Annotated in this window: 23 protein-coding genes; 8 read left to right on the plus strand and 15 right to left on the minus strand. The window is 38.0% G+C overall.

Annotation, left to right across the window (positions count from 1 at the left end; genetic code table 11):
• From ACPF9A_RS18965 to ACPF9A_RS19035, 15 genes are all read right to left on the minus strand, one after another.
• Entirely contained in the window at window positions 1-645 is a 645-nt protein-coding gene (locus ACPF9A_RS18965) for a hypothetical protein (RefSeq protein WP_423999433.1), read from the minus strand.
• Window positions 646-861: 216 nt separating this feature from the next.
• Window positions 862-1,362 carry a hypothetical protein gene (locus ACPF9A_RS18970; protein WP_423999435.1) on the minus strand — a complete coding sequence of 167 codons (501 nt, stop codon included), beginning with the start codon at window positions 1,360-1,362 and terminating at the stop codon, window positions 862-864.
• A gap of 74 nt (window positions 1,363-1,436) precedes the next feature.
• Window positions 1,437-2,030, minus strand: a complete 594-nt coding sequence (locus ACPF9A_RS18975) for a hypothetical protein (protein ID WP_423999437.1) — start codon at window positions 2,028-2,030, stop codon at window positions 1,437-1,439.
• A gap of 52 nt (window positions 2,031-2,082) precedes the next feature.
• Window positions 2,083-2,646: a hypothetical protein gene (locus ACPF9A_RS18980; RefSeq protein ID WP_423999439.1), complete on the minus strand. Its 564-nt coding sequence runs from the start codon at window positions 2,644-2,646 to the stop codon at window positions 2,083-2,085.
• Window positions 2,647-2,666: 20 nt separating this feature from the next.
• Window positions 2,667-3,233, minus strand: coding sequence for a hypothetical protein (locus tag ACPF9A_RS18985; protein ID WP_423999441.1), 567 nt, complete (start codon window positions 3,231-3,233; stop codon window positions 2,667-2,669).
• A gap of 31 nt (window positions 3,234-3,264) precedes the next feature.
• On the minus strand, window positions 3,265-3,954 hold the full coding sequence (locus tag ACPF9A_RS18990) for a hypothetical protein (RefSeq protein WP_423999443.1): 690 nt from the start codon (window positions 3,952-3,954) through the stop codon (window positions 3,265-3,267).
• A 69-nt stretch (window positions 3,955-4,023) separates the two neighbouring features.
• A complete protein-coding gene (locus ACPF9A_RS18995; protein ID WP_423999445.1) occupies window positions 4,024-6,048 on the minus strand; it encodes an FG-GAP repeat domain-containing protein in 2,025 nt (674 codons plus the stop codon).
• Between the two features lie 87 nt (window positions 6,049-6,135).
• Window positions 6,136-6,822 carry a hypothetical protein gene (locus ACPF9A_RS19000; protein WP_423999447.1) on the minus strand — a complete coding sequence of 229 codons (687 nt, stop codon included), beginning with the start codon at window positions 6,820-6,822 and terminating at the stop codon, window positions 6,136-6,138.
• Window positions 6,823-6,867: 45 nt separating this feature from the next.
• Complete coding sequence (locus ACPF9A_RS19005) at window positions 6,868-8,280, minus strand: OmpA family protein (protein WP_423999449.1); 1,413 nt, start codon at window positions 8,278-8,280, stop codon at window positions 6,868-6,870.
• Window positions 8,281-8,400: 120 nt separating this feature from the next.
• Complete coding sequence (locus tag ACPF9A_RS19010) at window positions 8,401-9,732, minus strand: hypothetical protein (RefSeq protein ID WP_423999451.1); 1,332 nt, start codon at window positions 9,730-9,732, stop codon at window positions 8,401-8,403.
• Window positions 9,733-9,774: 42 nt separating this feature from the next.
• Window positions 9,775-10,392 carry a hypothetical protein gene (locus ACPF9A_RS19015; RefSeq protein WP_423999453.1) on the minus strand — a complete coding sequence of 206 codons (618 nt, stop codon included), beginning with the start codon at window positions 10,390-10,392 and terminating at the stop codon, window positions 9,775-9,777.
• Between the two features lie 11 nt (window positions 10,393-10,403).
• Window positions 10,404-11,219, minus strand: a complete 816-nt coding sequence (locus tag ACPF9A_RS19020) for a DUF4412 domain-containing protein (RefSeq protein WP_423999455.1) — start codon at window positions 11,217-11,219, stop codon at window positions 10,404-10,406.
• Window positions 11,220-11,268: 49 nt separating this feature from the next.
• Window positions 11,269-11,697, minus strand: coding sequence for a hypothetical protein (locus ACPF9A_RS19025; protein WP_423999457.1), 429 nt, complete (start codon window positions 11,695-11,697; stop codon window positions 11,269-11,271).
• A gap of 450 nt (window positions 11,698-12,147) precedes the next feature.
• On the minus strand, window positions 12,148-13,017 hold the full coding sequence (locus ACPF9A_RS19030) for a DUF6597 domain-containing transcriptional factor (protein WP_423999459.1): 870 nt from the start codon (window positions 13,015-13,017) through the stop codon (window positions 12,148-12,150).
• Window positions 13,018-13,112: 95 nt separating this feature from the next.
• Window positions 13,113-13,385: a hypothetical protein gene (locus ACPF9A_RS19035; protein ID WP_423999461.1), complete on the minus strand. Its 273-nt coding sequence runs from the start codon at window positions 13,383-13,385 to the stop codon at window positions 13,113-13,115.
• Window positions 13,386-14,935: 1,550 nt separating this feature from the next.
• Between ACPF9A_RS19035 and ACPF9A_RS19040 the strand changes: the two genes are divergently transcribed.
• The 8 genes from ACPF9A_RS19040 (at window position 14,936) to ACPF9A_RS19075 (ending at window position 21,058) form a co-directional block, all read left to right on the plus strand.
• Window positions 14,936-15,466, plus strand: a complete 531-nt coding sequence (locus ACPF9A_RS19040; RefSeq protein ID WP_423999463.1) for a hypothetical protein — start codon at window positions 14,936-14,938, stop codon at window positions 15,464-15,466.
• Window positions 15,459-17,300, plus strand: coding sequence for a sensor histidine kinase (locus ACPF9A_RS19045; protein WP_423999465.1), 1,842 nt, complete (start codon window positions 15,459-15,461; stop codon window positions 17,298-17,300). The genes ACPF9A_RS19040 and ACPF9A_RS19045 overlap by 8 nt, the downstream gene beginning before the upstream one ends.
• Window positions 17,297-17,911: a response regulator gene (locus ACPF9A_RS19050; protein ID WP_423999467.1), complete on the plus strand. Its 615-nt coding sequence runs from the start codon at window positions 17,297-17,299 to the stop codon at window positions 17,909-17,911. Before ACPF9A_RS19045 ends, ACPF9A_RS19050 begins: the two co-directional genes overlap by 4 nt.
• A 16-nt stretch (window positions 17,912-17,927) precedes the next feature.
• Window positions 17,928-18,587, plus strand: coding sequence for a DUF7103 family protein (locus tag ACPF9A_RS19055; protein ID WP_423999469.1), 660 nt, complete (start codon window positions 17,928-17,930; stop codon window positions 18,585-18,587).
• A 158-nt stretch (window positions 18,588-18,745) separates the two neighbouring features.
• Window positions 18,746-18,982, plus strand: coding sequence for a hypothetical protein (locus tag ACPF9A_RS19060; protein WP_423999471.1), 237 nt, complete (start codon window positions 18,746-18,748; stop codon window positions 18,980-18,982).
• Between the two features lie 735 nt (window positions 18,983-19,717).
• A complete protein-coding gene (locus tag ACPF9A_RS19065) occupies window positions 19,718-19,927 on the plus strand; it encodes a hypothetical protein (protein WP_423999473.1) in 210 nt (69 codons plus the stop codon).
• A gap of 4 nt (window positions 19,928-19,931) precedes the next feature.
• Window positions 19,932-20,177, plus strand: coding sequence for a hypothetical protein (locus ACPF9A_RS19070; RefSeq protein WP_423999475.1), 246 nt, complete (start codon window positions 19,932-19,934; stop codon window positions 20,175-20,177).
• A complete protein-coding gene (locus ACPF9A_RS19075; RefSeq protein ID WP_423999477.1) occupies window positions 20,174-21,058 on the plus strand; it encodes a hypothetical protein in 885 nt (294 codons plus the stop codon). Before ACPF9A_RS19070 ends, ACPF9A_RS19075 begins: the two co-directional genes overlap by 4 nt.
• Window positions 21,059-21,084: the final 26 nt, after the last annotated feature.

Genomic DNA, 21,084 nt, shown 5'->3' on the forward strand with positions numbered 1-21,084 from the left:
TTATATTTTGTCGATTGTTATTTTTTGAATAATAGCTGTAGCTAATTCAATATTTGGCTCAACCCCTTTTAGGAATAAAGAAATGGTTATTTTACCATTATAAGAACGGTTGGCAGTAAAGACTGCGTTCACTTCATTATTATCTCGATCTAAAGGAAAATAGCCACTAAAATAACCTGTGTCTACCATGATATGTAACAGACCTCTCCAGGATGGGTTATTCAATAATTTAATTTTTATGCGATATTCCGAACCGGCAGATTGTCTAAAATCTAATAACAATGCAGATAAGTCATGGCCTATAAGCCTGCCTAGATCTATTCTTGGTTTAGGTTCTAATATCCATGCATCTAAAGTATACGCACCATGAACCATTTCTGACAAGACAAGAAAATTGTCTTTTGGTCTTAATGGGGTTATTTCCCAAGAGGTAATTGGTTTTGCATTTTTTTGTGCTTCGCTAATTGAGATTCTTGGAATTTTTAATTTCTGGAGCACCTCAGGAGTTAATCCATCTATTTCAGGAAGTTTAATATTTTGTGAGGTACTCTTTAATGGCTTTTTGCTGAGCTGTTGGTTTATTTGGCAACAAATCGAGGGAACGATCAAAAAACCAAATGCTATTGATAAGAGTAATTTTTTCATGATTTTTATTCTCTAGCTTGTCTATAAATTCCGATTTCAGAAATGGTAATTGGTTTCCAGGATTTTTCCTGTGATCTATTACTTTTTCTACCAAAAGGACTACTGAAACGGAGTGTTATTTCTTCCGATTTTTCAGGAGTAAATACATAATAAAAATCCCCACTATCAGATTTGTTGATTCTGGAAATAAATAAGTCGTTTTTCACGATAAAAATATCATCTCCCCCTGAACTTGAAACTTTTAATTTTTAGTCTATATTCTACGCCTGCAGTAGCTCTGAAATCTATACTCATAGGGAATCCTGAGCTACCAACCAAATCTACGTTTCCCGTCTGTACATTTGCTAGAACCCTTTTTATATCCCCATCCTCATCATAATGATTATAACTCTTTAGAGTCCAATAATTTTTATCCCAAGCACCATTAAATCTATATAATTGTAAATCTGCATATTTATATTTCGTTGGTGCTATACTCCAAGTCGAAATAGGTTTTGCATTTAGTTTTTCTTTAGTAATCTGTGCTACGGGAATATTTAATTTTTTAAAATCCTGTAGCGTATTTAGTTTCACCGAACTTTTCAGTAGCAAACCATTATTGGGTTGTTGTGTTTGTACTTTGCTTGCGTCTACCTTTACAGTTGGTTTTTTTATCTGAGCATTTGTACCCGCCACCATTATAATGGCCAGGGCGAATGTTGTGATTACTTTTTTCATGATTTCTGATTTTTATGCCTTGGTTTTAGCAAAGCGATTCATACGTTAATTGTACCTCACAAGAGGGTTGTTAGTTAGTTAATAGTCCCCATATCCTGCAGGGCAATCGAATAATAGGTGGCATTGCTGCCATTTAAAACATAGCCCGTAAGGAAGGTTACCTTGTTAATCTTTTTAAGTACTACATTGGTCAATACCGCTTTGGTGTTGCCCCAGGTAACAAAGGTTACTTCAACATTTACTTTGTTACCGTTTTCGGTAATGACAATTTTCTCTACTGTTTTGGCGCCGGAAAAAAGCGCACGGTCACTAAAAGAGGTAGACAGGTTTTTTAACTCCAGCGTACGGTCATTTAATTTGTTGACATCTTGGGTAAACCCGAAGGAACTGTAAACGTCTACTTCTTTACCTCTGGTTTTCTCGTTCAGGGTGCTAACTGTAGCATTAAAAAAATGCCCCATTTTTATTTTACTGATGATATCCGAAAAATAGGGTTCCACCAGAGAGGCAGGGCTCAATTTTTCATTGGCCAAACAGATGGTGTCAACATTCGCTGCTTGCATATTACTGGTAAGAAAAAGGAGCAGGGCAAAAAGTAGCACCGAACTTTGTACAATAAATTTTGAGGTAAGATTTGCAATTGCGATAGATATTTTTGAATTTTTCATGGTTTTAAGTTTTTACTGATTAGCAATGAGTTATACATTTGTTGGGTAAATATTAAATTAAACAAGCAACAGGAGACAGGGAGAGATTAACGCCAATAAGAATGCCGTTTACTTCATAATTTCCTATGAGAACAATACCATATGGCTTGTATTGAACTGAAACATTTTTAAGCTGAAACCTGCCCAGTCTTTCCCCGGATAATCCCCAGCTAATAAAAATATTTTCTTTGTCGATCTTCTTTTTGTCGCTGCGGTCTGGTGTTATATAAATGGTATAGGAATCTCCTCTTGCATAACCATAGGTGCTATTAAGGAGTGTTCCTTCAACAACTAATTGCCCATTGCCTTCTCTGATCTTATTGGTAATTAAATAGCCAATGACCGGCACTAACCGAACTCCACCCGTTTTTGGAGGTATTATTGCGGTAGTTCCCACCTGGGCGTCATAGCAATAATCTCCGGATTTTAAATGCCCTTTTATTTTATCCAGATTCAGGTTTGGATCTATCGATAAATTGGTATCCGATGGTAGCTTGAGTTTGCTATTTTTTATTTGAGCATTCGTGATATTGATTGCGAATACCAACATTACAAGGGTTATAAATGAATTTTTCATGATTTTATAGTTTTATGTTTTTAAAGAAGGCAAGATTTTGGAGTAAGTGTCATAGTCACTGCAATGAGTAGGCCGTCATAGTCATAATCGCCTATAATCAAAATACCGTAGGGTTTATACTCAACAGTTACGTTCTTAACTTGAAAAGTTCGCAAGCTCTCGCCAGGAAGTTGCCAGGTAATATAGACGCCCAGCGGACTTATTTTTTTGGAATCCCTGCTGTCTGGCCCCAAAAAGACGGTATATCCATCACCCCCACGATAACTGTTGGTGTTTTTTAACAGGTTGCCGGAAATGGCCAGTTGATTAGAACGCGCTACAATGCGGCTTGTAGAAAAATAACCAACAATTGGCACTAATCTTACCCCACCGGTTTTGGGTGGTACTATGGCCGTAGAGGCCAGGTTGAGGTCATAACAATAATCACCTGTTTTTAGATGTGTTTTAATTTTGTCCAGGTTTAAATTGGGGTCTATGCTAGCAATAGGAGTCCTGGCAGGTAGCTTGGATTTGGTCTTATCTATCTGTGCATTTGTAGCTGCCACCATTATAACAGCCAGGGCTAGTGTTGTGATTACTTTTTTCATGATTTCTATTATTAAGTTTATAATTCAATGTTTATGCGAGCATATCTACGCCTACGGCACTCACTTCAAATAATTGATCAGCAGTCACGTTTGCGCCTGTTATTTTCAGGGAAATACATAAGCCGTACCGTACTGTATTATTATTGCCTTCAAATGGAAGGCTATGCATCTTGTCAGGCCCCCAAAGTTTTAGATTTCCTTTATTGAAAAGACGCAGGTTGGCATCCCACAATTCTACATCAGAGATATAAAAACTGGAATCCGTTGATGCACATTTTATTAAAATTTTGGAAACCTTAGAACGCACACTATTGGCAATAGCCGGAGTCGGTATAGTGTAATGCACCCAAAACTCTCCATTTTTGGCATTATTTTTAGTACCACTGTCCCAAATTCTGAATAATGCACCTCCTGAAGTAGGGGCCATAGTTACTGCAGCCGCACCTCCAAGAGAAATTGTATTTCCTGGAAATCTGGTATTTTTTCCAAATCTTAAATAGCCAGCGGTTAAGGCTCCCCTTACCTTATTAAATAATTTATCACCAAAAGAAACGGCATCCTTACCATCATGAAATACTCCTTCCATCTTGCCTTCACTACCATGGGTCCACATGGCATAGACATTGGCTATGTTATTTTCCGGAGCACCAACCTTCATTTTGTTGGACAATAACAAACTGGCTGCCGTTCCCAGGGCGGCCCCTTTAAAAAGGGTATTCATAAAGCTCCTGCGGGTGTTTTGTTTTGTTGGTTTCATGATTTCTTATTTTAAGGAATTATCTCTTTTTGACTATCTTTTTTTATGAACTAGGATCTTGGCATTTCTTGCATTCGAAAAACTACCTACCAAAGCGATATCATCAGTTCTGTCTAAAAGCCAACTGCCAAATAACTTGCCATTTGGTTTTATGTCTAAGGAGGTCAAGGAACTGCCTGAGACAGATAAAATACCTAAACCCCAGGGACTTGTAATAATGATATCATCTTTTCTATCTCCATTAAAATCACCAATTCCACGAATCACATTATCCTTAGACTGATAATTCCATCCTCCGAATCTTGTACCATTCGGTTTTACTACTATTGAATTTAAGGAGTCTCCATTTAGCTCAAGAATACCTAACCCCCAGGTGTTTGTAATCAAAATATCATCTTTGTTATCCCCATTGAAATCTCCAATTCCTTTTATTGAATGATCGGCCGATTGGAAATTCCAGCCTCCGAAACGGGTTTCATTAGGTTTGATCATTATGGTAGTCAAAGAAGGGCCTTCGATGGTTAGTAATGAAATACCCCAATTGCTTGAAATAATAATATCATCCTTATTGTCACCATTAAAATCACCGATGCCACCTATTTTATTATCCTTTGTTTGAAAATTCCAGCCACCAAATCTTGTACCACTGGGTTTAACTAATAAGGCAGATAGACTACTTCCATTTAAAGTTAGAATTCCGATACCCCAATCACTGGTAATAAGAATATCATCTTTTCGATCATTGTTAAAATCCCCAATACCGTGTATCTTATTATCCCTTGATTGAAAATTCCAGCCATCGAATCTGGTGCCATTGGGTTTTGCCACTAATGCTGTAAGAGTATCTCCTCTTAAAGACAGTATCCCAATACCCCACGGACTTGTTATTACTATATCATCTTTCCCGTCGCCATTGAAATCACCAACATCAACTATTTTATTATCCCTGGATTGAAAGTTCCAACCGCCAAATCTGGTACCATTGGGTTTTACTACTAAAGGCCTCCAAGTTTCACCATCATGGGTAAGTATGCCGATACCCCATCTACTGGTTACGATAAAATCTTCAGTATTGTCACCATTAAAATCTCCCTTTGCAACAACTGTATTGTCCGTGCCAAGATGCCACCCTCCAATCCAATCTCCATCAGGTTTTATGGCTTTATCAGTTAGTTGGTTATTTTCTAAGGCTAGTATTCCTAATCCCTTTTTTCCAGGATCGTTGATACACTCCAGTGATCTTCCATTATATTGGCTAACAATCTTTAATTGGTTAGATCCGGGGCAACTATCAATATCCCCCAAGCGGGCAGATTGCATTAATACTTCACTTATACAATTTTGGATTATATAAGGCATAGTATTTACTGCAAAATGCCAGGAATCGCCTTCCTCATAACCACAAGCAGTTATCGCATTTTCTTGATCACTGGCGCCATGAGTATATCCTTGTTGATGCATGGCCTCATGCCAGATAATACCAGCTCCTTGAGTGTAAGGCCATGGATAATCATCATATCTGCAATTATTTTCTTCTGGTTTTTCTCCCGAATTGCATTTTCTTTTACCAAGTTGTGCGTAGACATCACTAAACCATCCGCCCCAGCTAAAGGCTTCATCTGATATTTTTCCATAATCTTCAATGGAAGCACTTGCATTGCCTGCTCCTCCTGTGCATTTAATGTGAACATTATTGATACTTCTTGCTACGGCAATTACTTTCTGGATTTGAATGTCAATAGAAGCATCGTAGAAGGGATCATTATTACATTTTTTATAAAGAGCCCTTACCTTTTCATTAACACATTGTTCAAATGCTTTTGAAGCAACTGCAATTCTTCCAAACATCATCATTTTCTCATTAAAAGCCTGGTATTCAGGGCTGCAGTCATCTGCATAAGAAGTATTCCCTAATAAAGCTGATGTGGTACTGCCTACCTGAGAATGGCCTGCAAATGAAATTGTAAAAAAAGCCACGGCAGTTAAGAATAGTGCAAATGAAAAGCCATTTTTAGTTCGCTTTTTTAAGGTCGATTTTTCAATTCCTTGTGTTTTCATAATTTCTGGTTTTAAATGAATGATCGTTTGTTATTTATGTCTGGTTTTAAAAAAGGTTAACAGGTCATTTACTGTTTAATTTTTAAGCTAATGTTGACCTAACAAAATTTCATTTAGCGTTGTAACAAATTCTGGATTTTGAAATGCGGGTAAGAATCCTTTTTTAAGGGCTTCTTCCAGATTCGGTCTAAAGTTTTTTGCTATTTCAAATGTATCCGCACGTTTTAAAATGCCTTGGATAGCTACATGCTCCACTTCCAAAAAAATCTGATTCATTTCTTTTACTATCTTTAAATCAATACATATTGTTTTTTCCCCAGACCATATCACCTGATGCAGTTGTACGTCAATAGTTCTGTGGACAGAACTGTAGGCATTTTTCTTTGCATTAATGAGAACAGAATCGGGAGTTTTAAACTGAATTTCCAACAGTACGCTACTCGTAGTATCTTGCTTAAAGGTTACTGATGATGTTCCAATCTTTTCAAAGTCATAAATCCAATAAATAGGACCGCGATATGGGCCGGGTTTTTTTGAAAGTGATTCAAAGAAAGACCCTTTTTTCGGTGATCTGTTCAGAGGCATACGCTGCTTTAACTTCAATAACTGTACAGCACCAGTATCTTTTTCAATAGTCAATTGGAAGGCAGGGGCAACTTTTTCATTAAGTTCAGCAACGAGTTGGTCTTTTAACATTGTCATACAGCTCTGAGCATTTCCCTGGAAATTCCAAAGTAATGCTATGGTTGCTACGACTAGTCTACTATTTCTCATGCTGTAATGATTTGCTTTTATAAATAAGCAGCCATCAGTTACTCTTTAAAAAGGCATCACCAGGATCTCTACCCTTCGGTTTATAGCTCTGTTTTCATCAGAATTGTTTTCTGCCAATGGTTTTGATTCCCCATAGCCCATTTCCTTCCATTTAAAAGCGGGTTTGTTGATCGCCTTTTTTAGTTCGGCTGCTACGCTGGCCGCCCTCTTTTGTGAGAGTGTTTGGTTGGTGGCTTCGTTGCCCACATCATCCGTATGGCCTTCTACGGTAATGGTGCCCTTTTGCAGGTTTTTCATCTGAACCGCTAATTCTTTTATGGCCAATATGCCCTCCTCTTTGAGTTCGTGTTTTCCGGTTTCAAAGAGCACGGCACTGTCCAAATTCATGCGCAGGGCGCCTCCTATGGCTGCCACCGCATCAATGTCGGCCCCTGGCATACCGCTATAGGTATCAAGATCCGTCAGGCGGATATAATTAAAGGTGTCGCCAGCTTGTACAAAGTCGTGTATATCCAGGCCGGCTGTACCGCCTTCAATTTTCCCAACATCGATCCAGTCAACCCCGTTCTTGGAAATTTCAATATTCGTAGGCTCAATTTGTCCTATTTCAAAAACATAGATGTCCGGGCCATTGACGTCTGTTATGGCATTGTCTTCGAAGTACAGGGTAAGGATGCCTTTAATTCCAAGGGTGGCACAGTCCTGTAAGGTGAGTAGCCTTCCCTGGGCCGGCCCCAGTGATCCTTTGGGGGCCCTTCCCTTTGGTTTTCCAGGCACAAAGGCCACGACCGAATCGGCAAAAGAGGCGTCTCCCAGGGGTAAATAGACCATATTTTCTCGATAATCTATATAGGTGTCCTCAGTGCTTTCATCGAGTGCAAACCAGGAGGGATTCTCTTTATAAAATTCTTCTTTTCCCTTGAGGGCCTGTTTTTTAAAGCGACTGGTGCGTTCCTTGGCAGTGGTCCTGCTTTCCGCAATAAGTTCCAGGAAATTCCCGGAGGCCTTGCCGCTCTTTTCATAAGCGGCTACTTCGGGGTTGTACAAGTCCTTTTCTATTTGTTCCGCATGCTTTACACTCACAATATCATTATCGGGCATTAGCGTGAGGGAGAGGTCTACCTCTTCCTCAGTGACTTCTGCGATCTCCGCAAAAACCTTACGCATGGGTTTGCCTTCCTCACTTTTTAAAAATTCTACATTAAGTTGCCCTTCCGGGGTAAACAGGCCCTGCCCGGTAGAATCGGTGGCCACATTGCCTGTCATGAGTCCGCCCATGACGTTCATGAGTCCGCCCAGGTCTATTTCAGGAGTTTCTTCCCCATCACTTGCTGCCTCTTCTGCCTGGGTTTCCATTTCCAAAGAAGAATCTGAAGGGTTCGGGGAACGGCTTTCGGTCCTGCAACCCACAACCAAGGCAAGCAACATCAGGTATAGGAATGTATATGAAGATTTCATGGTCATTTGTTTAGAGTAGTTGCGATTACTTGTTTAGATGGCATTAGTTGTCGTTGGCTTGTACCCGAGTCATTTTGATAAATAAAGCTTTTCGAATGGTCATTGTCATTGGTTGTTGCATTAGCTAGAACGTTTATAGTACATGGCATTGAATTCATAGAGCAGGTGGCCAAATCTATCGTACCAATCCTGGAGTCCATGTTCATTCTCGCAGTCATTAAGGTCCATTAACAGCTGTTGCTGGCTTTGCATCAACTCCTGGTATTTATTATCATAGGCCACCTTCAATTTATTGATGGATTTCTCCAGTTTGATGCGCTCAAATCCCCAGGCCATGCCGCCGCCTCCGGGGAGGGAGGAAAAACTGTTGCCGAAGGCTATGGCCACATCCGTATAATTTTTTGTGCATTCATAGATGGTCTTGAGCTTTTCCAATGCATATCTGTTATTATTCAACGCCCTCCGGGCATCAACAAAACACTGTTCGCATTCATTCGATTCGCAAAAACTTGGGATGCTGGGCATTCCGGGCGGGGGTGTACTTCTCATACAGGAGCCTAAGTTTTTGTGGGCCTCATAAAGTGACTTAGCCACACTGTAAAGCCCTACAGCCTGATCAACTTTTTGGCCTAAACTACCAAGAAACTTGTCTGCTCGCCTAAATCCATCCCTGACATCTCCGGCCCTTCTCCAGGGACCGCCGGCGTTGGCAGATTGCGTTTCTAGCCATTCCCTATAACGATCCGGATTATGCCAGGTGGTGCCACCCCCTCTCTGTGCGCTTAACATGGTAAATGATCCCAGTAGCATGATCACTATGGTTGCAGATTTCCGACGACCTAAAAGAATCCCCAGCAAAAGGGCTATCACCAAAGCTGCAATTCCAATAATGATGTAAAGGAGCCTATTGGAAGAATCATCAGAAGGTGGTCCGGAAAGGACTTGATTATCACTTTCTGCTTCTTCCCCCAATTCTGCCTTTGTGGCCTTTCTGAAAGGCGAGTCTAAATAGGTCATTGAAGGTTCGGTTGCAGTAACGGCAATGGTAATATTCGTTTCCTGGTCTGCCGGATAGATGTGGAGACCGAAGGCATCATAGGCCCTTAACTTAAAATTTATAATGCCGTCTTCGGCTTCTGAAGTAGTTTCTGTGAACTGTATATCGTTCCAGTTGTTGTGAGCCAATTCTACCTTAAAATTGGGATTTCCTATGTTGCTGAATATGGAGACGTCCACGAATTCGAACATGTCATGTCCTTTTACATGATAGTAGAGTTCCTCAGTGTTCAGGTAGGCATTGGCGATCACCAATTTTCCTTTGCCATTTTCATTTTGTTTGAGTTCCAGGAGCAATGGCTTAAGATCCTTGTCCAGGGTATACGGTTGTGCGGATAGTATCTGGGAGTACAAACCGAAAAGAACAATTGCCCATATAAGGTTATAATTTTTCATTTGTAGTGTTTTATAATTCTTAGGATTGATTTGAAGAGCAGGTCATTTCCTGTGTTTCTTCAATAAATAATTGGCCAGTGCAATGGTTTTCTCTGTCAATGCTGCGTGTTGTTCTTCGGTACGCTTATAAATTCCTCTTTGTGAATACTCAAAATAGAAGGCACCGTCATAATTTTCATTTAAAATATTCACCCTGCCAACGTGTGGCGTGATGGTGATATAGCAATCGCCTGTCTCACTGAGCTCTATGTCCATCCCAAAGATGTTTTCGTCGTTCTCCTTATCTTTTAAGCGACTTTGAATTTCTTTTTTGCTATTTGCTTTGCTAAATGGCGCCATGCCCCACCTCATTGCCGTCCCTCCCAGAGCATTTTTACCAAATCCCTGGATTTCAAAATCGCATCTGCCCGGCAGGTTTGTTTCTATAGGCTTAATATCGGCTTCCGGGATATTAAAGATCTTTGCTACTTCGGCAGCAGTCATATCACATTCATAATTCAGTAGAAGAGAGCTGTAATCTGCACTAACTGCCGCTTTCGCGGGTTCTGAGGATTGAGGTTTAACGTTGCTGTCAGTATTTTGGTCATTCTTCTTTTCCGGGGCTTCCCCACAGGAGATCAGCAAGGAACCAATAACTAGTAATGCTGCTATATTTTTCATGGTTTTTATGTTTAGAAGGTTTTGGTATATTCATTGGTATCAATGACGTACTCAACAGCATCCAGGGCTATGCAGGTCATGGTAATGGTTGTTGGTTTCTTCCGGGAAGTATCCGTAATGGTCGTTTCCATGGTGAGTCCGTCTATAGTAGCCATCCAGGATTGATCGGTGTTTTTCAGCGCTTTGAACTTTTTATTCTTCATTTGGTAAAAAGAGCTGCCAAAGGAGACATCGGCCTCATCAGTCACCCATACACTGCCGTGGAAGTTGTTCCCTTCTACCTGGTATTCATAGCAGTTGTAACCCAGTATGATCTTGGTGTTTTCTGTGGCGGTTATGGTGACTTCTGTGCTTTCTGCCGTATTTTCGGTGACTTGCTCAAAATTCAACCCAAAGGACATGGTCGATTTTTGCTCGCCCATATTCATGAACATATGAGCCGTTTCACCGGGGAGGTCTATGACTGTAATGATTTCTTCATTTTCTTCCAGGTCCATCCCACTGCCTATATAGGAACCTTCTTCTGTTAAGAAATAGTTGATATTGGTAGGGTTTTTACCATCGTCTATTTTCATGACATATTTATAAGAAAATGTATAGAATTCGGCAGGTTTGGCTACTTCCTTCTTAAAAAGTTTCCCCTGATTGTTAAAGGTAGAATCAAAGACTTTTTCTGTTTCTTTGGCTGCTTTTTCTTCCACTTTCCGCTCTATGGTGCTTTCAGCGGCCTCTGCAGCTGTTTTTTTTATTTTTTTCAGGAACTGGGCATGAGTTGTGGCACTGAAGCAAATAGCCAGGACCAAGGTAAAAGTTTGAAGTGTTTTCATGATTATTGTATTTGTAGTGTAATTTTTATATTATCTATCTGAGTTGGCACTATTTCTGGTTAGATGCCGATTTAGCTATTGCTTCAGTCAATTTTTGGTTGAACATTATTTTTAGGGAATCCTTTTTTTGGGGATCAAGACTTAATTCATAAAGCTTATATTGATTTAAAAGGTTTTTTTTGTTATCAGGAGGGAAGTTTGCCTGTTCCACAAGATCCAGGTAATTGTTCACCTTACTGAATGCCCTTCCTTCTTCGGTATCCACGTTTCCGAACACCTTGCTCAGCAATTTAGCTTGTTCGTCCAGGATGTTCATTTGTTTCGTGGTGTCTTTCTTAACAGATGATTTTTCTTCCTGGGTAACAATTCCTTCTTTGGGAACGAGTGCCTCATTGGTTTTTTTCTCATTGTTATCTCCACAAGCCGTAAGGAAAATGGTGATAGATATTACTGTGATGGCTGATTTTAACGTGTTCATGCTCTCTGGTTTTAGTGCTTTTTTTTATTAATGCTGATCTTTTAAAAAGGTTAACATCATGCTGGTTTTTGAAAAGTGATTTCTTTGATTATTTTGTTTTATACATTATTTTCAACAGATAACTGCTATCTTTCAAATGATTGGTGTTCAGGCAAATATGGTTTTCAGGGATATCCAGTATGGAAATAGGGCCCACGCGGGCGACTAAAGGAAATGTTTATAGTGTTTTCATTTTTCTTGTTTTATACAAAAGGGTCATAGTGTACGTTACCAAAAAATGGAATCAATACAAATAGGGTGTGAATAATCACGGCTTTAAAAAAAAGGGGAACAGGTAAGCTTGTACTTGAAAGATAGGTGGTTATAGAGTTTACAGGGGGTAAAAAGCCGTCCTAAATAAAATGCATTTGTGATGTTGGTTTTGGAACCTTAGCTGGAAGTTGTTACGCTTTAAAATAATTTCGATTGGGATTGCACCGTCTGGTTTAAAAAAATAGGGTTTTTAACAAATGCTTGGTTGATAAACTTGAACCTTTCTAGATGGAATTTTTTGGGTGCTGCGCCACAATATTTTTTAAAGTCTTTTCTAAAATGGGAGAGGTCATAGTAGTTGAAAAGCGAGCTCAATTTGGCATTGTTGTCCAAATCGTGTGCATCATATTCCGAAAATAGATGATTAAATCTGACAATTCTATTGTATACAGAAGGTGCAACACCTACGATTTGCTTGAACTTTTTTTGAAAGTAGCGTTCACTAACATTTAATTTTTTAATAATGGAGGAAATGGATTTGCACCCTAATGATTCGTCCATCAAATCAATGGAAATATCAATAAATGTTTTTTTAAATGTTTTGGTTCCTAACTCGGCCACTAGTAATTCCTCAACGAGGGCTATTCTATTTTCTGTTTGCTGTTGCTTATCAAATACCGTTTCAAAAGATTTGATGTTTTCGGTAAAAAGCTGAAATGAATCTGTTGGGGTATTGGTTAGTTTGGAGATGTCTAAACCGAAAAAATGGTTCAAACCTGTTGGCTTAAAAGCTACCCCAACCAAGCCCATGGTGTCGAAGTCCGAAAAAATAGCATAATTGGAAGTCTGCTGCCCTATGGTATAAAATTTTGGGACATCAATTTCTTGGTTGAAAATGATGCCCCTGAACCTTCCCTCATACTGAAAGACCATGAAGGCTTTTCCACTGGGCAAAACAACTTCATGGATTCCGTTATTGTAGTCTTTACGTTCCCATTTCATTTCGTAATAGAAAGAAATATAGGGCTGTAGTTTTTCACAAACAGGATGTAATTCGAACATTGCCATAACTCTTGTTGAGGTTTATTGGCTATTAAATTCCTTAATTACAAAAATATAACCAGGTAATTTTTATTTACTATACTTTGTCAATTCCATTCTACTCATAAGCTTGCCGATAAAAATAAATATCCATATGCTATTCCTCTTGGATAATTTATTTTTTTTGATAAGTTTATTGCTTTATTATTGTAAAATCTGGCGTTCTCTATATTTCCACTTCCATATAATCTACCAATATTGTTCAGTATATCAATTTTATCTATTTCGTTTTCTGTTTTGTCATGAATTAGTAATAAAGAATCTATATGTTTTTGATTTTGTCCAAAAGAAAAACACCAAACAAAAAAGAAAAGTAAGACAAGTAAATGTTTCAAAGAATTGCTTGTTTAGCAGATAAATATACATACTTTATTTCAAAACTAAATCTGATATGAGGTTTATAGTTTAGTCTCTCATGAAAATTTCAAATATATATTTTCTGATAATCATCACGGTGAAATTCTAAATCATAGACAAAATAATTTATTCAGAATAAATTGAATACATAAGCAATGTGATTTTTTGAATTTAGAGGCTATATTTATACTTCTACCTCTATGACTAAAAAAATTACATTTTATTTATGCTATTTTAATAGTAATTGTATATTTGCCAACCTTTAAAAAGGTAAAATAAAACAAAAGTTCATTTCAAATAAATTACCTATTCGGTTACCAAGTAAATCTAATAAAATGTAACTTTTTGATTATTAAAAATATAGTGTGGTTTGATAACTTCCTGCCACCCCGACCAAGAAAATCCAATCACTAAAGTGGTTGGATTTTTTTTTTGAGATCATTGCCTTTTTGTGTTTAAGGAATTCATTTGATATCACTAATATCACATAAAGCGTTTACGTTTGGGTGACTATTTGGTACTACAAAATCGCTTGACCTCCACCCATTTTACATAATAGTTAATCATGGCAAATTTATATTTAACTTAAATAGTATAAACCCGACGGCTTTCGAAATGTAACTTTCAGATTAACAGTATTTTATATGTTTTATTTAGTAACCGCATACGCTACCGTATACGGTGAGTTTCCAAAAAAAATCCGTTGATACTGAATGTAAATCATTCAATTTCAACGGATTAATTGTAGCGAGAGGGGGGCACGATCCCCCGACCTCCGGGTTATGAACTTTAACCGCTATTTTTTAATTTTACAACCTACTGAAAAACAAATAGTTAGTAAATTTATTTTTACTGTTTTAGTATAAATCGTTTACGGTAGCGTATACGGTATATTTCGAAAATTACTAAAAATTTTGCTTTCTGACAAGCTATATTTCCTGCGCCGGGGACTAAGAATTGAACTGTTCAGTACTAGTTCCCCAAATACTTCCGCAGGATTGCCTCTTGCTTAGCTCAATTTAACGGCCTTTTGTTTGAATTGAGCGATATACTGCATTAATCGGTCAAAGTGAACCACTGAAAACGGAATTTTTTGAACGACGTAAAAATCATTTCAGGCTATGCTATATAAGGGTTTACAATAATTATTGCTATCTCACTTTAATCCGGCGCGTATGGTATACTCTGACCGTGCTATTCGCAAAACGGAAATAAAACTATCTATACAAGTATTTTTTGTATTTTAGGATTTACTTAGTACTAAATAGAACAGAAGTTTCCATTCCAATGGCATGGGCATGGTGTTTCAAGGTTTTGGTTTGAACACATTAAAATAGTATCTTAAAATGGCCCACCCTGTTCGCAATTTCAATGTTCCCCCGAAATATGTTATTGCTGCTATCCAGAAATGGGCCTGTTTTACGGGAACAAAGAAAGGGTACGGCACCAAACCAAAAAATACCTACTCATGGGGATATTTCCACTTGGGTGTAAAAACCAATTTTGACCAAACCAAAAAACTAAAATTATGAGTGACCAACAAGAATTCATCCATATTACATGTAATATTGACAAAAACGACCCTAATTCAAATCAACTGATCTATTGTAGTCAACTTTATGGTACTTTTTTCGCGGTTTCCGGAAGGCTCAATATTGAGGATGGAATGTTAAATAGTATTACATTATACCTGTTGAACTACAAGGGATTATATAACATTGGAATGCTTAAAGAGACTAAGACGTCATTTAAACCGGAAGGAAATGGAGTAACCTTGACCCTTCATTTAAAGGCAAACTCAGGTAGACATGGAAAAGATAGACCGCTTAAGGTCAAATGTAACAACATCTCAATTGAGGGGTTGAAGGGCCTAACCGTGAACAGGGAATTACATAGGATGTCCAGAGTTAATAATAATGAACATTTACAGGAAGGATTATTTGATTCAGAATTTTACCAAAGAGATGGTTCTAAAATAAAAGATATGGACAGATTAGATGATGAAAAAGATTTAACTCGTCAAGATAGATGTCAAACAACCTATTCAAAATTTGTATAGAGTAGTTGTAATATTAATATGCATTTTTCAAGCTAGATCTGTTTATGCTCTACAGACTCAATTTGAGGAAACTCTTGAGTCAATAAGAAATTTAAACCTTGATACTGCAAGGAAGAATGCTGAAAAAATAGAAGATTCCATAATTAGAAGAAATACTATCGACCTAGTTGAGATAATGATTTTTGAACAGACTCAATTAGAGCCTAAAGAAATTTTAGAAGACGAAATTAAAACAGTTCAAATCATTAAAAATCTTATTAATGGATACCTATATCAACATAATAAAACACCTCAAACTTTAAGGGCATATAAAAGTTTTTCTGAGGCAATCTCAATTTCAGATGAAATTGATAATGTTCAACTTACAAAGTTAGGGTTAACATGTGTTTTGAACTTAATAAAGTCTGAAATTTATATCGGCAGCAAACAATATGCTCCATATCTTGAGCACCTCAAACAACTCCGCACAGATATAGTAGACGATTTTCAACTAACACATTATAATTTAATTTTTTATTCTAAGGCAGATAACGATCTTGAGATCAACCAAAAATATTATTATGAAATAGGAAAACTGGATTCTTTGGTGAAACTTTTATCATTAGACCATCCCTATCGTAACTATTACAATTTTGAAAAGGGTATACAAAACAAACTTTTGGGAAACTACTTTGTTTCAGAAGTATATTTTAAAAAGGTTGATTCTGCTACTACAAACAAGCCATATTGGAAAAACTTGAACAATATTACACTATGGCAATTAGCCAGTTTGAAACTTGACATGAAGGAGTATGCTGAGTCAAAAACCTATTTAAAAAATTATAAACTCAAACTTAATAAAAGGAAAGATTCCTTTTTTCATGATAGATTAAATGCTTGGCTATTTGAAGAGGAGTCAAAATACGATTCAGCCTATTATTATCTTAATCGATCAATTAACCACGAGTATAAAATTGGAGCTAAAAACAATACACTTGAAACAGCCCTATTATCCGTTGAAAATGAAACGGAAAAATTAAAATTGGACAATGTTATTAGCGAAAACCGTAGAAAGTCCAACCGCAACTGGCTTATAGCGGCCACCATTGCCCTTTTGTTGGGGTCTGGTATCGCCATCCTCCTTCAAAAAAACACCACCAAAAAACGCAAACTCGCGGAACAGGAAGCCCTCTTAAAACAGGAAAGGGTGGACAACCTGCTTAAGGAACAGGAACTGGTCAGTATCGATGCCATGATCGAGGGGCAGGAAAAGGAACGTAGGCGGGTGGCTAACGAGCTGCATGACGATCTGGGAAGCTTGATGGCCACCATCAAATTGCATTTTGACAATGCCCAGATCAGTAAAAAGGACCCTGGACTGCAAAGTGCCCAAAAACTATTGGAAGAAGCCTACCAAAAGGTACGCGGGATGGCCCACAGTAAAAATTCAGGGGTGATGAGTGACCAAGGGCTGCTGCCCGCTATCAAAAAAATGGCCGAGGTCATTTCCTGCACCAATGCTCTACAGGTTACCGTGGAGGATTTCGGTATGGGAGACCGACTGGAAAATTCACAAGAATTAACCATTTTCCGAATCGTACAGGAATTGGTGGCCAACGCCATTAAACATTCCGGGGCGAGCAAGATTGGGATTCAACTCACCCAGCATGAGGAGTTGTTGAACATCATTGTAGAGGACAACGGTAGCGGATTTGACCGTGCTGCCTTGCCCAAGACAAAAACGGGCATGGGGCTTACCACCATAGAAAAACGGGTGGAACATTTGGAAGGAAATTTCACCATAGACAGTGTGCCAGGCAAGGGCACTTCCATCATTATAGATGTACCCGTATGATTACCGTAGCCATTGCAGAAGACCATCAAGCCCTTATAGACGGGTTGGCCTCCTATGTAAAGTATGAGGATGATATTACCATTATTGGACAGGCACATAACGGCGAGGAGCTGTTGAAACTGGTTCGTACCCGAAGACCCAATGTGGTACTCTGTGACATTCGTATGCCCATTATGGACGGTATTGAGGCCACCAAGTTCATTTTAACGGAAGCCCCACAGACCAAGGTGGTGGCCTTTACCATGTTCGACCAGGATGAGGCCGTAAAGCAAATGTTGGATGCCGGAGCCCATGGATACATCTTAAAAAACAGTAGTCTGGATGTCGTTCTCGAGGCCATTAGAACCGTAGCGGAAGGCAAGACCTATTTCGATAAGAAAATTCATCTGCCGGACACGGAAAAAAACAGCTCCAAAAGTGTACTCTCTTCTAGGGAACGGGAGATACTGCAGCTCATTGCCAAGGGGCATACCAGCCACCAGATTGCGGACGAACTCTTTATTGGCAAGAGTACGGTAGACACCCACCGAAAAAACATGATCCGAAAACTGGGCCTAAGCGGTGCGGGTGAACTGCTGCGCTATGCGGTGGAAAAGAAATACGAGTTTTAATTAAAAATATAAGCCCATGAACGTGCAAGAATTAAAGGCTACAGCCGAAAAAGTGGTCAAGAATGTAGACCACTTCGCCAAAGCGGAACGTTTTATTGCCGCCGTCCTTACCTTGACACCTTTGGTGTTGTTTTTGACCGACACCTGCCCATCTACCCAAGGCCACTTTAGGACCAGTATCAGCAACTATGTCTTTATGCCCCATAGCTACTGGTTTGGCAGTTTGTTGGCCTTGGCGGGTGCTCTTTTTATATTTAATGGGGCACAGCACATGTCAGCACAGCAGGAAAAAATAAAGGAGATTAAAGAAGCCAAAAGCCGTTTTGGGAAGGGCTATAATATCATTTTTGGTGTGGCCCTTTTTGGGGTTATCTATTTTGATCATATACACTATAATTGGCTACACTATATTTTTGCCGGCACCTTCTTTGTGGGTTGTGCCTTGGCCATGATTTTGACCGAGGACAAAAATCTAAACAACCTTGGTACTATTTTAGGCAGTCTTACGCTATTGGCCCTGACCGTTTACTTTATTATCACATGCATATACGGTGAAGACAACCATTGGTATACCCTTCTTTGGGCAGAATGGATCGGATTGTTCTTTATAGCCATCTATTTTATCGTGGAATCCCACCAGCGTGACCGTAAAGAAGAAGCGGCAAACCTATATTAAGCTCAACGCATTTTTCAATGACGCATGGAGCCTTGGCTCCATTTTATTTTTATAACCCCTTTGTTTTCAAATAACTAGAATAAAATACCTTTTTGTGGGGATGGTTTTTCAACCATTAGAGACATATGTTTATAACCTAATAACTAAAACTATAAATAATGGAAAAATTTTTAATCTTAACAATGTTTGCCTTGGGAATTTTAACTTTTGGTCAAGAGAGTTCAACAGAAATTATGAATCATAACAATAAGAATTTAGAATTCCTAGAAGTTTATCAGCCTAAAGAGATTACGAAAAGTACTGAAACAACTAATTATTCTGGGTCTGAAACCTTCACAACCGATGAAAATCAAGATACAATGTATTGTCTTCTTAGAGATAGAAATGAGTTTTGAAGTTATAATGGAAAAAGAGCACAATTTAGTGTATGGAAACCAAAAAGTGGTGCCTCATGTTGCGTTATAGTAAATATTTCAAGAGGAGATAAAATTATAGCAAGACAAAGAGTTACCGTTACCAATGCGAAGATGTTAAGAGTGTTAATTGGTGAGGTTGATGGTGTAACACAAGGTGTTAGCCCCTGCAATTAAAAATTAAAAGCGGTTAAACCTAACCGCTTTTAGTCTTGATATTTAAAAAAAATTAATCAATCTCTTTATTTTACCTTCATTTCCAAATTTTAGGGTATTAAAGAAATTAGTACAATTGTCCAAGGTTTTAAACATTTTCCTTAAAGTTTGCTTGAGACCAATAAATAGGTTTTCATAAGAAAAATTTGCATTTAAATGTTTAGATACTGTTGTTTACATTATTTGAAAGGGTCTAGTAGCTAATGTATAAGTGGTATAAAAGCACTACAAACCCTCTAATTGATTGCAGACAGAAAGGACAGGATTTTTTTGTTCTAAGCTGTTAATTTTAAACCGAAATCCAACCAACGTAAAAGCTAGAAAAATGCCGTGCACCTTTTTTAGCATCACATACTTCTGCATATCTACCATGGAGCCTAGGCTCCATTTATTTTTTCAACCTATTTGGACCTAGAGAATTCGCCTAAAAATACCTATTTGTAGGGATGATTTTAAACAATTAAGAAAACTAGATTTGTCATAAGACTAAAATTAAAAAAGATGAAAAACCAGAAAACCAAAGTAACAGTAAGGGGCAAAGAATTTGAACTTTTTCCTGCATCCGAAGAAGAGTTAAAAAAAGAGGGATTAACAAATGAGTGCAATTGTGGTGATGATTTTTGCTCTGATACGGGATATTTATGGGTATGCAGCCTTGCAAACGATAACGAATGCAGGTGGTTTGCTAGCCCTGTGAGATGTAACGATTAATAATATGTATAAAGTAACAGCATTTGAAAAAAAGCTAGTTGTTGAAGCAACGAGGCCATATGGAGCCATAAAAATTTATTTTGAAAATCCAAGAGCTTCGAAGGCTTTTACAAATTTGACTATTACCAAATTTATGGCCCTTTCTCATCTTTTAGAAAATGACAATGTAGGCTATGATTCTGAAAGAAAAGTTTTTATGACCAACGTAGAACCTGCCAGATTTACTATGGCACCAGATGCTGAACTATGAAAAAGTATTTTTTATTCACATTAGTTGGACTATTATTATCATGTTCAACTACAAAATCATTGGATATTATCAAACTAAACAGGGGTAACCTTTTGTATAGCGTAGAGAATGTTGATGAAAATGGTGATATGATTAATGAAAGTACAGTAAGGGCCTATAAATCCAAGCGAGGGGCACGTGCCAAACTCAATTTGGAAAATAAAAAATTAACATTAGAACCTTATAATCTGACCGCTGATTTTGATGATAATAGTTATTCTTTAAAAAAAGATATTGGAGATACTGGCGGCAATCTGAAACTATTAGATAAATTTTCAAAGAGTAAGAATGTTGTCACCGGTAATATAGAACAAGAAATCAACAGTGTCAAAGCCAATACTTATTCTTTCGAATCGACGGATTTTGAGGATACCAATTTGAAGCAATCAGGAACATTGAGGTATAGTGAAAACAAGTTAGTTTTTCAAACCTTGAGTATTCCACTTAAGATAAGAGGAAAAGAAGGTGATTTCCCCAGTACTGTTTCAACTAATTTCAATGCTGGCATTGCTTATGGCCACCAATGGAATTTATCTAGAGTTAATCCAATATATAACGAAGGTGAAATGGTTGGGTATGAAAAGGAAAGCATATCTTTTTCTTTAGCGCCATTTTTTGGACTAACTTCAGTGGCTTTAACAGCTGAAAACACCAATCCAGATATTTCAATTAGCCAAACTGTTATGGGTTATAGTTTCGGTGCGGCAGGAGTTTTTTCGTTCAATAGACTAAATCTCGGTTTAGCCCTAGGTATTGATCATGGTTTTGGAAATGCCGAAAACTGGATTTATCAAGATAAGTTATGGACTGGGATTGTAATCGGTCTTGATTTAATAAAATAAAATAGACACTATCCCACCAAGTGTGT

This window comes from Maribacter sp. IgM3_T14_3 (assembly GCF_049603095.1).
Taxonomy (GTDB): Bacteria; Bacteroidota; Bacteroidia; order Flavobacteriales; family Flavobacteriaceae; genus Maribacter.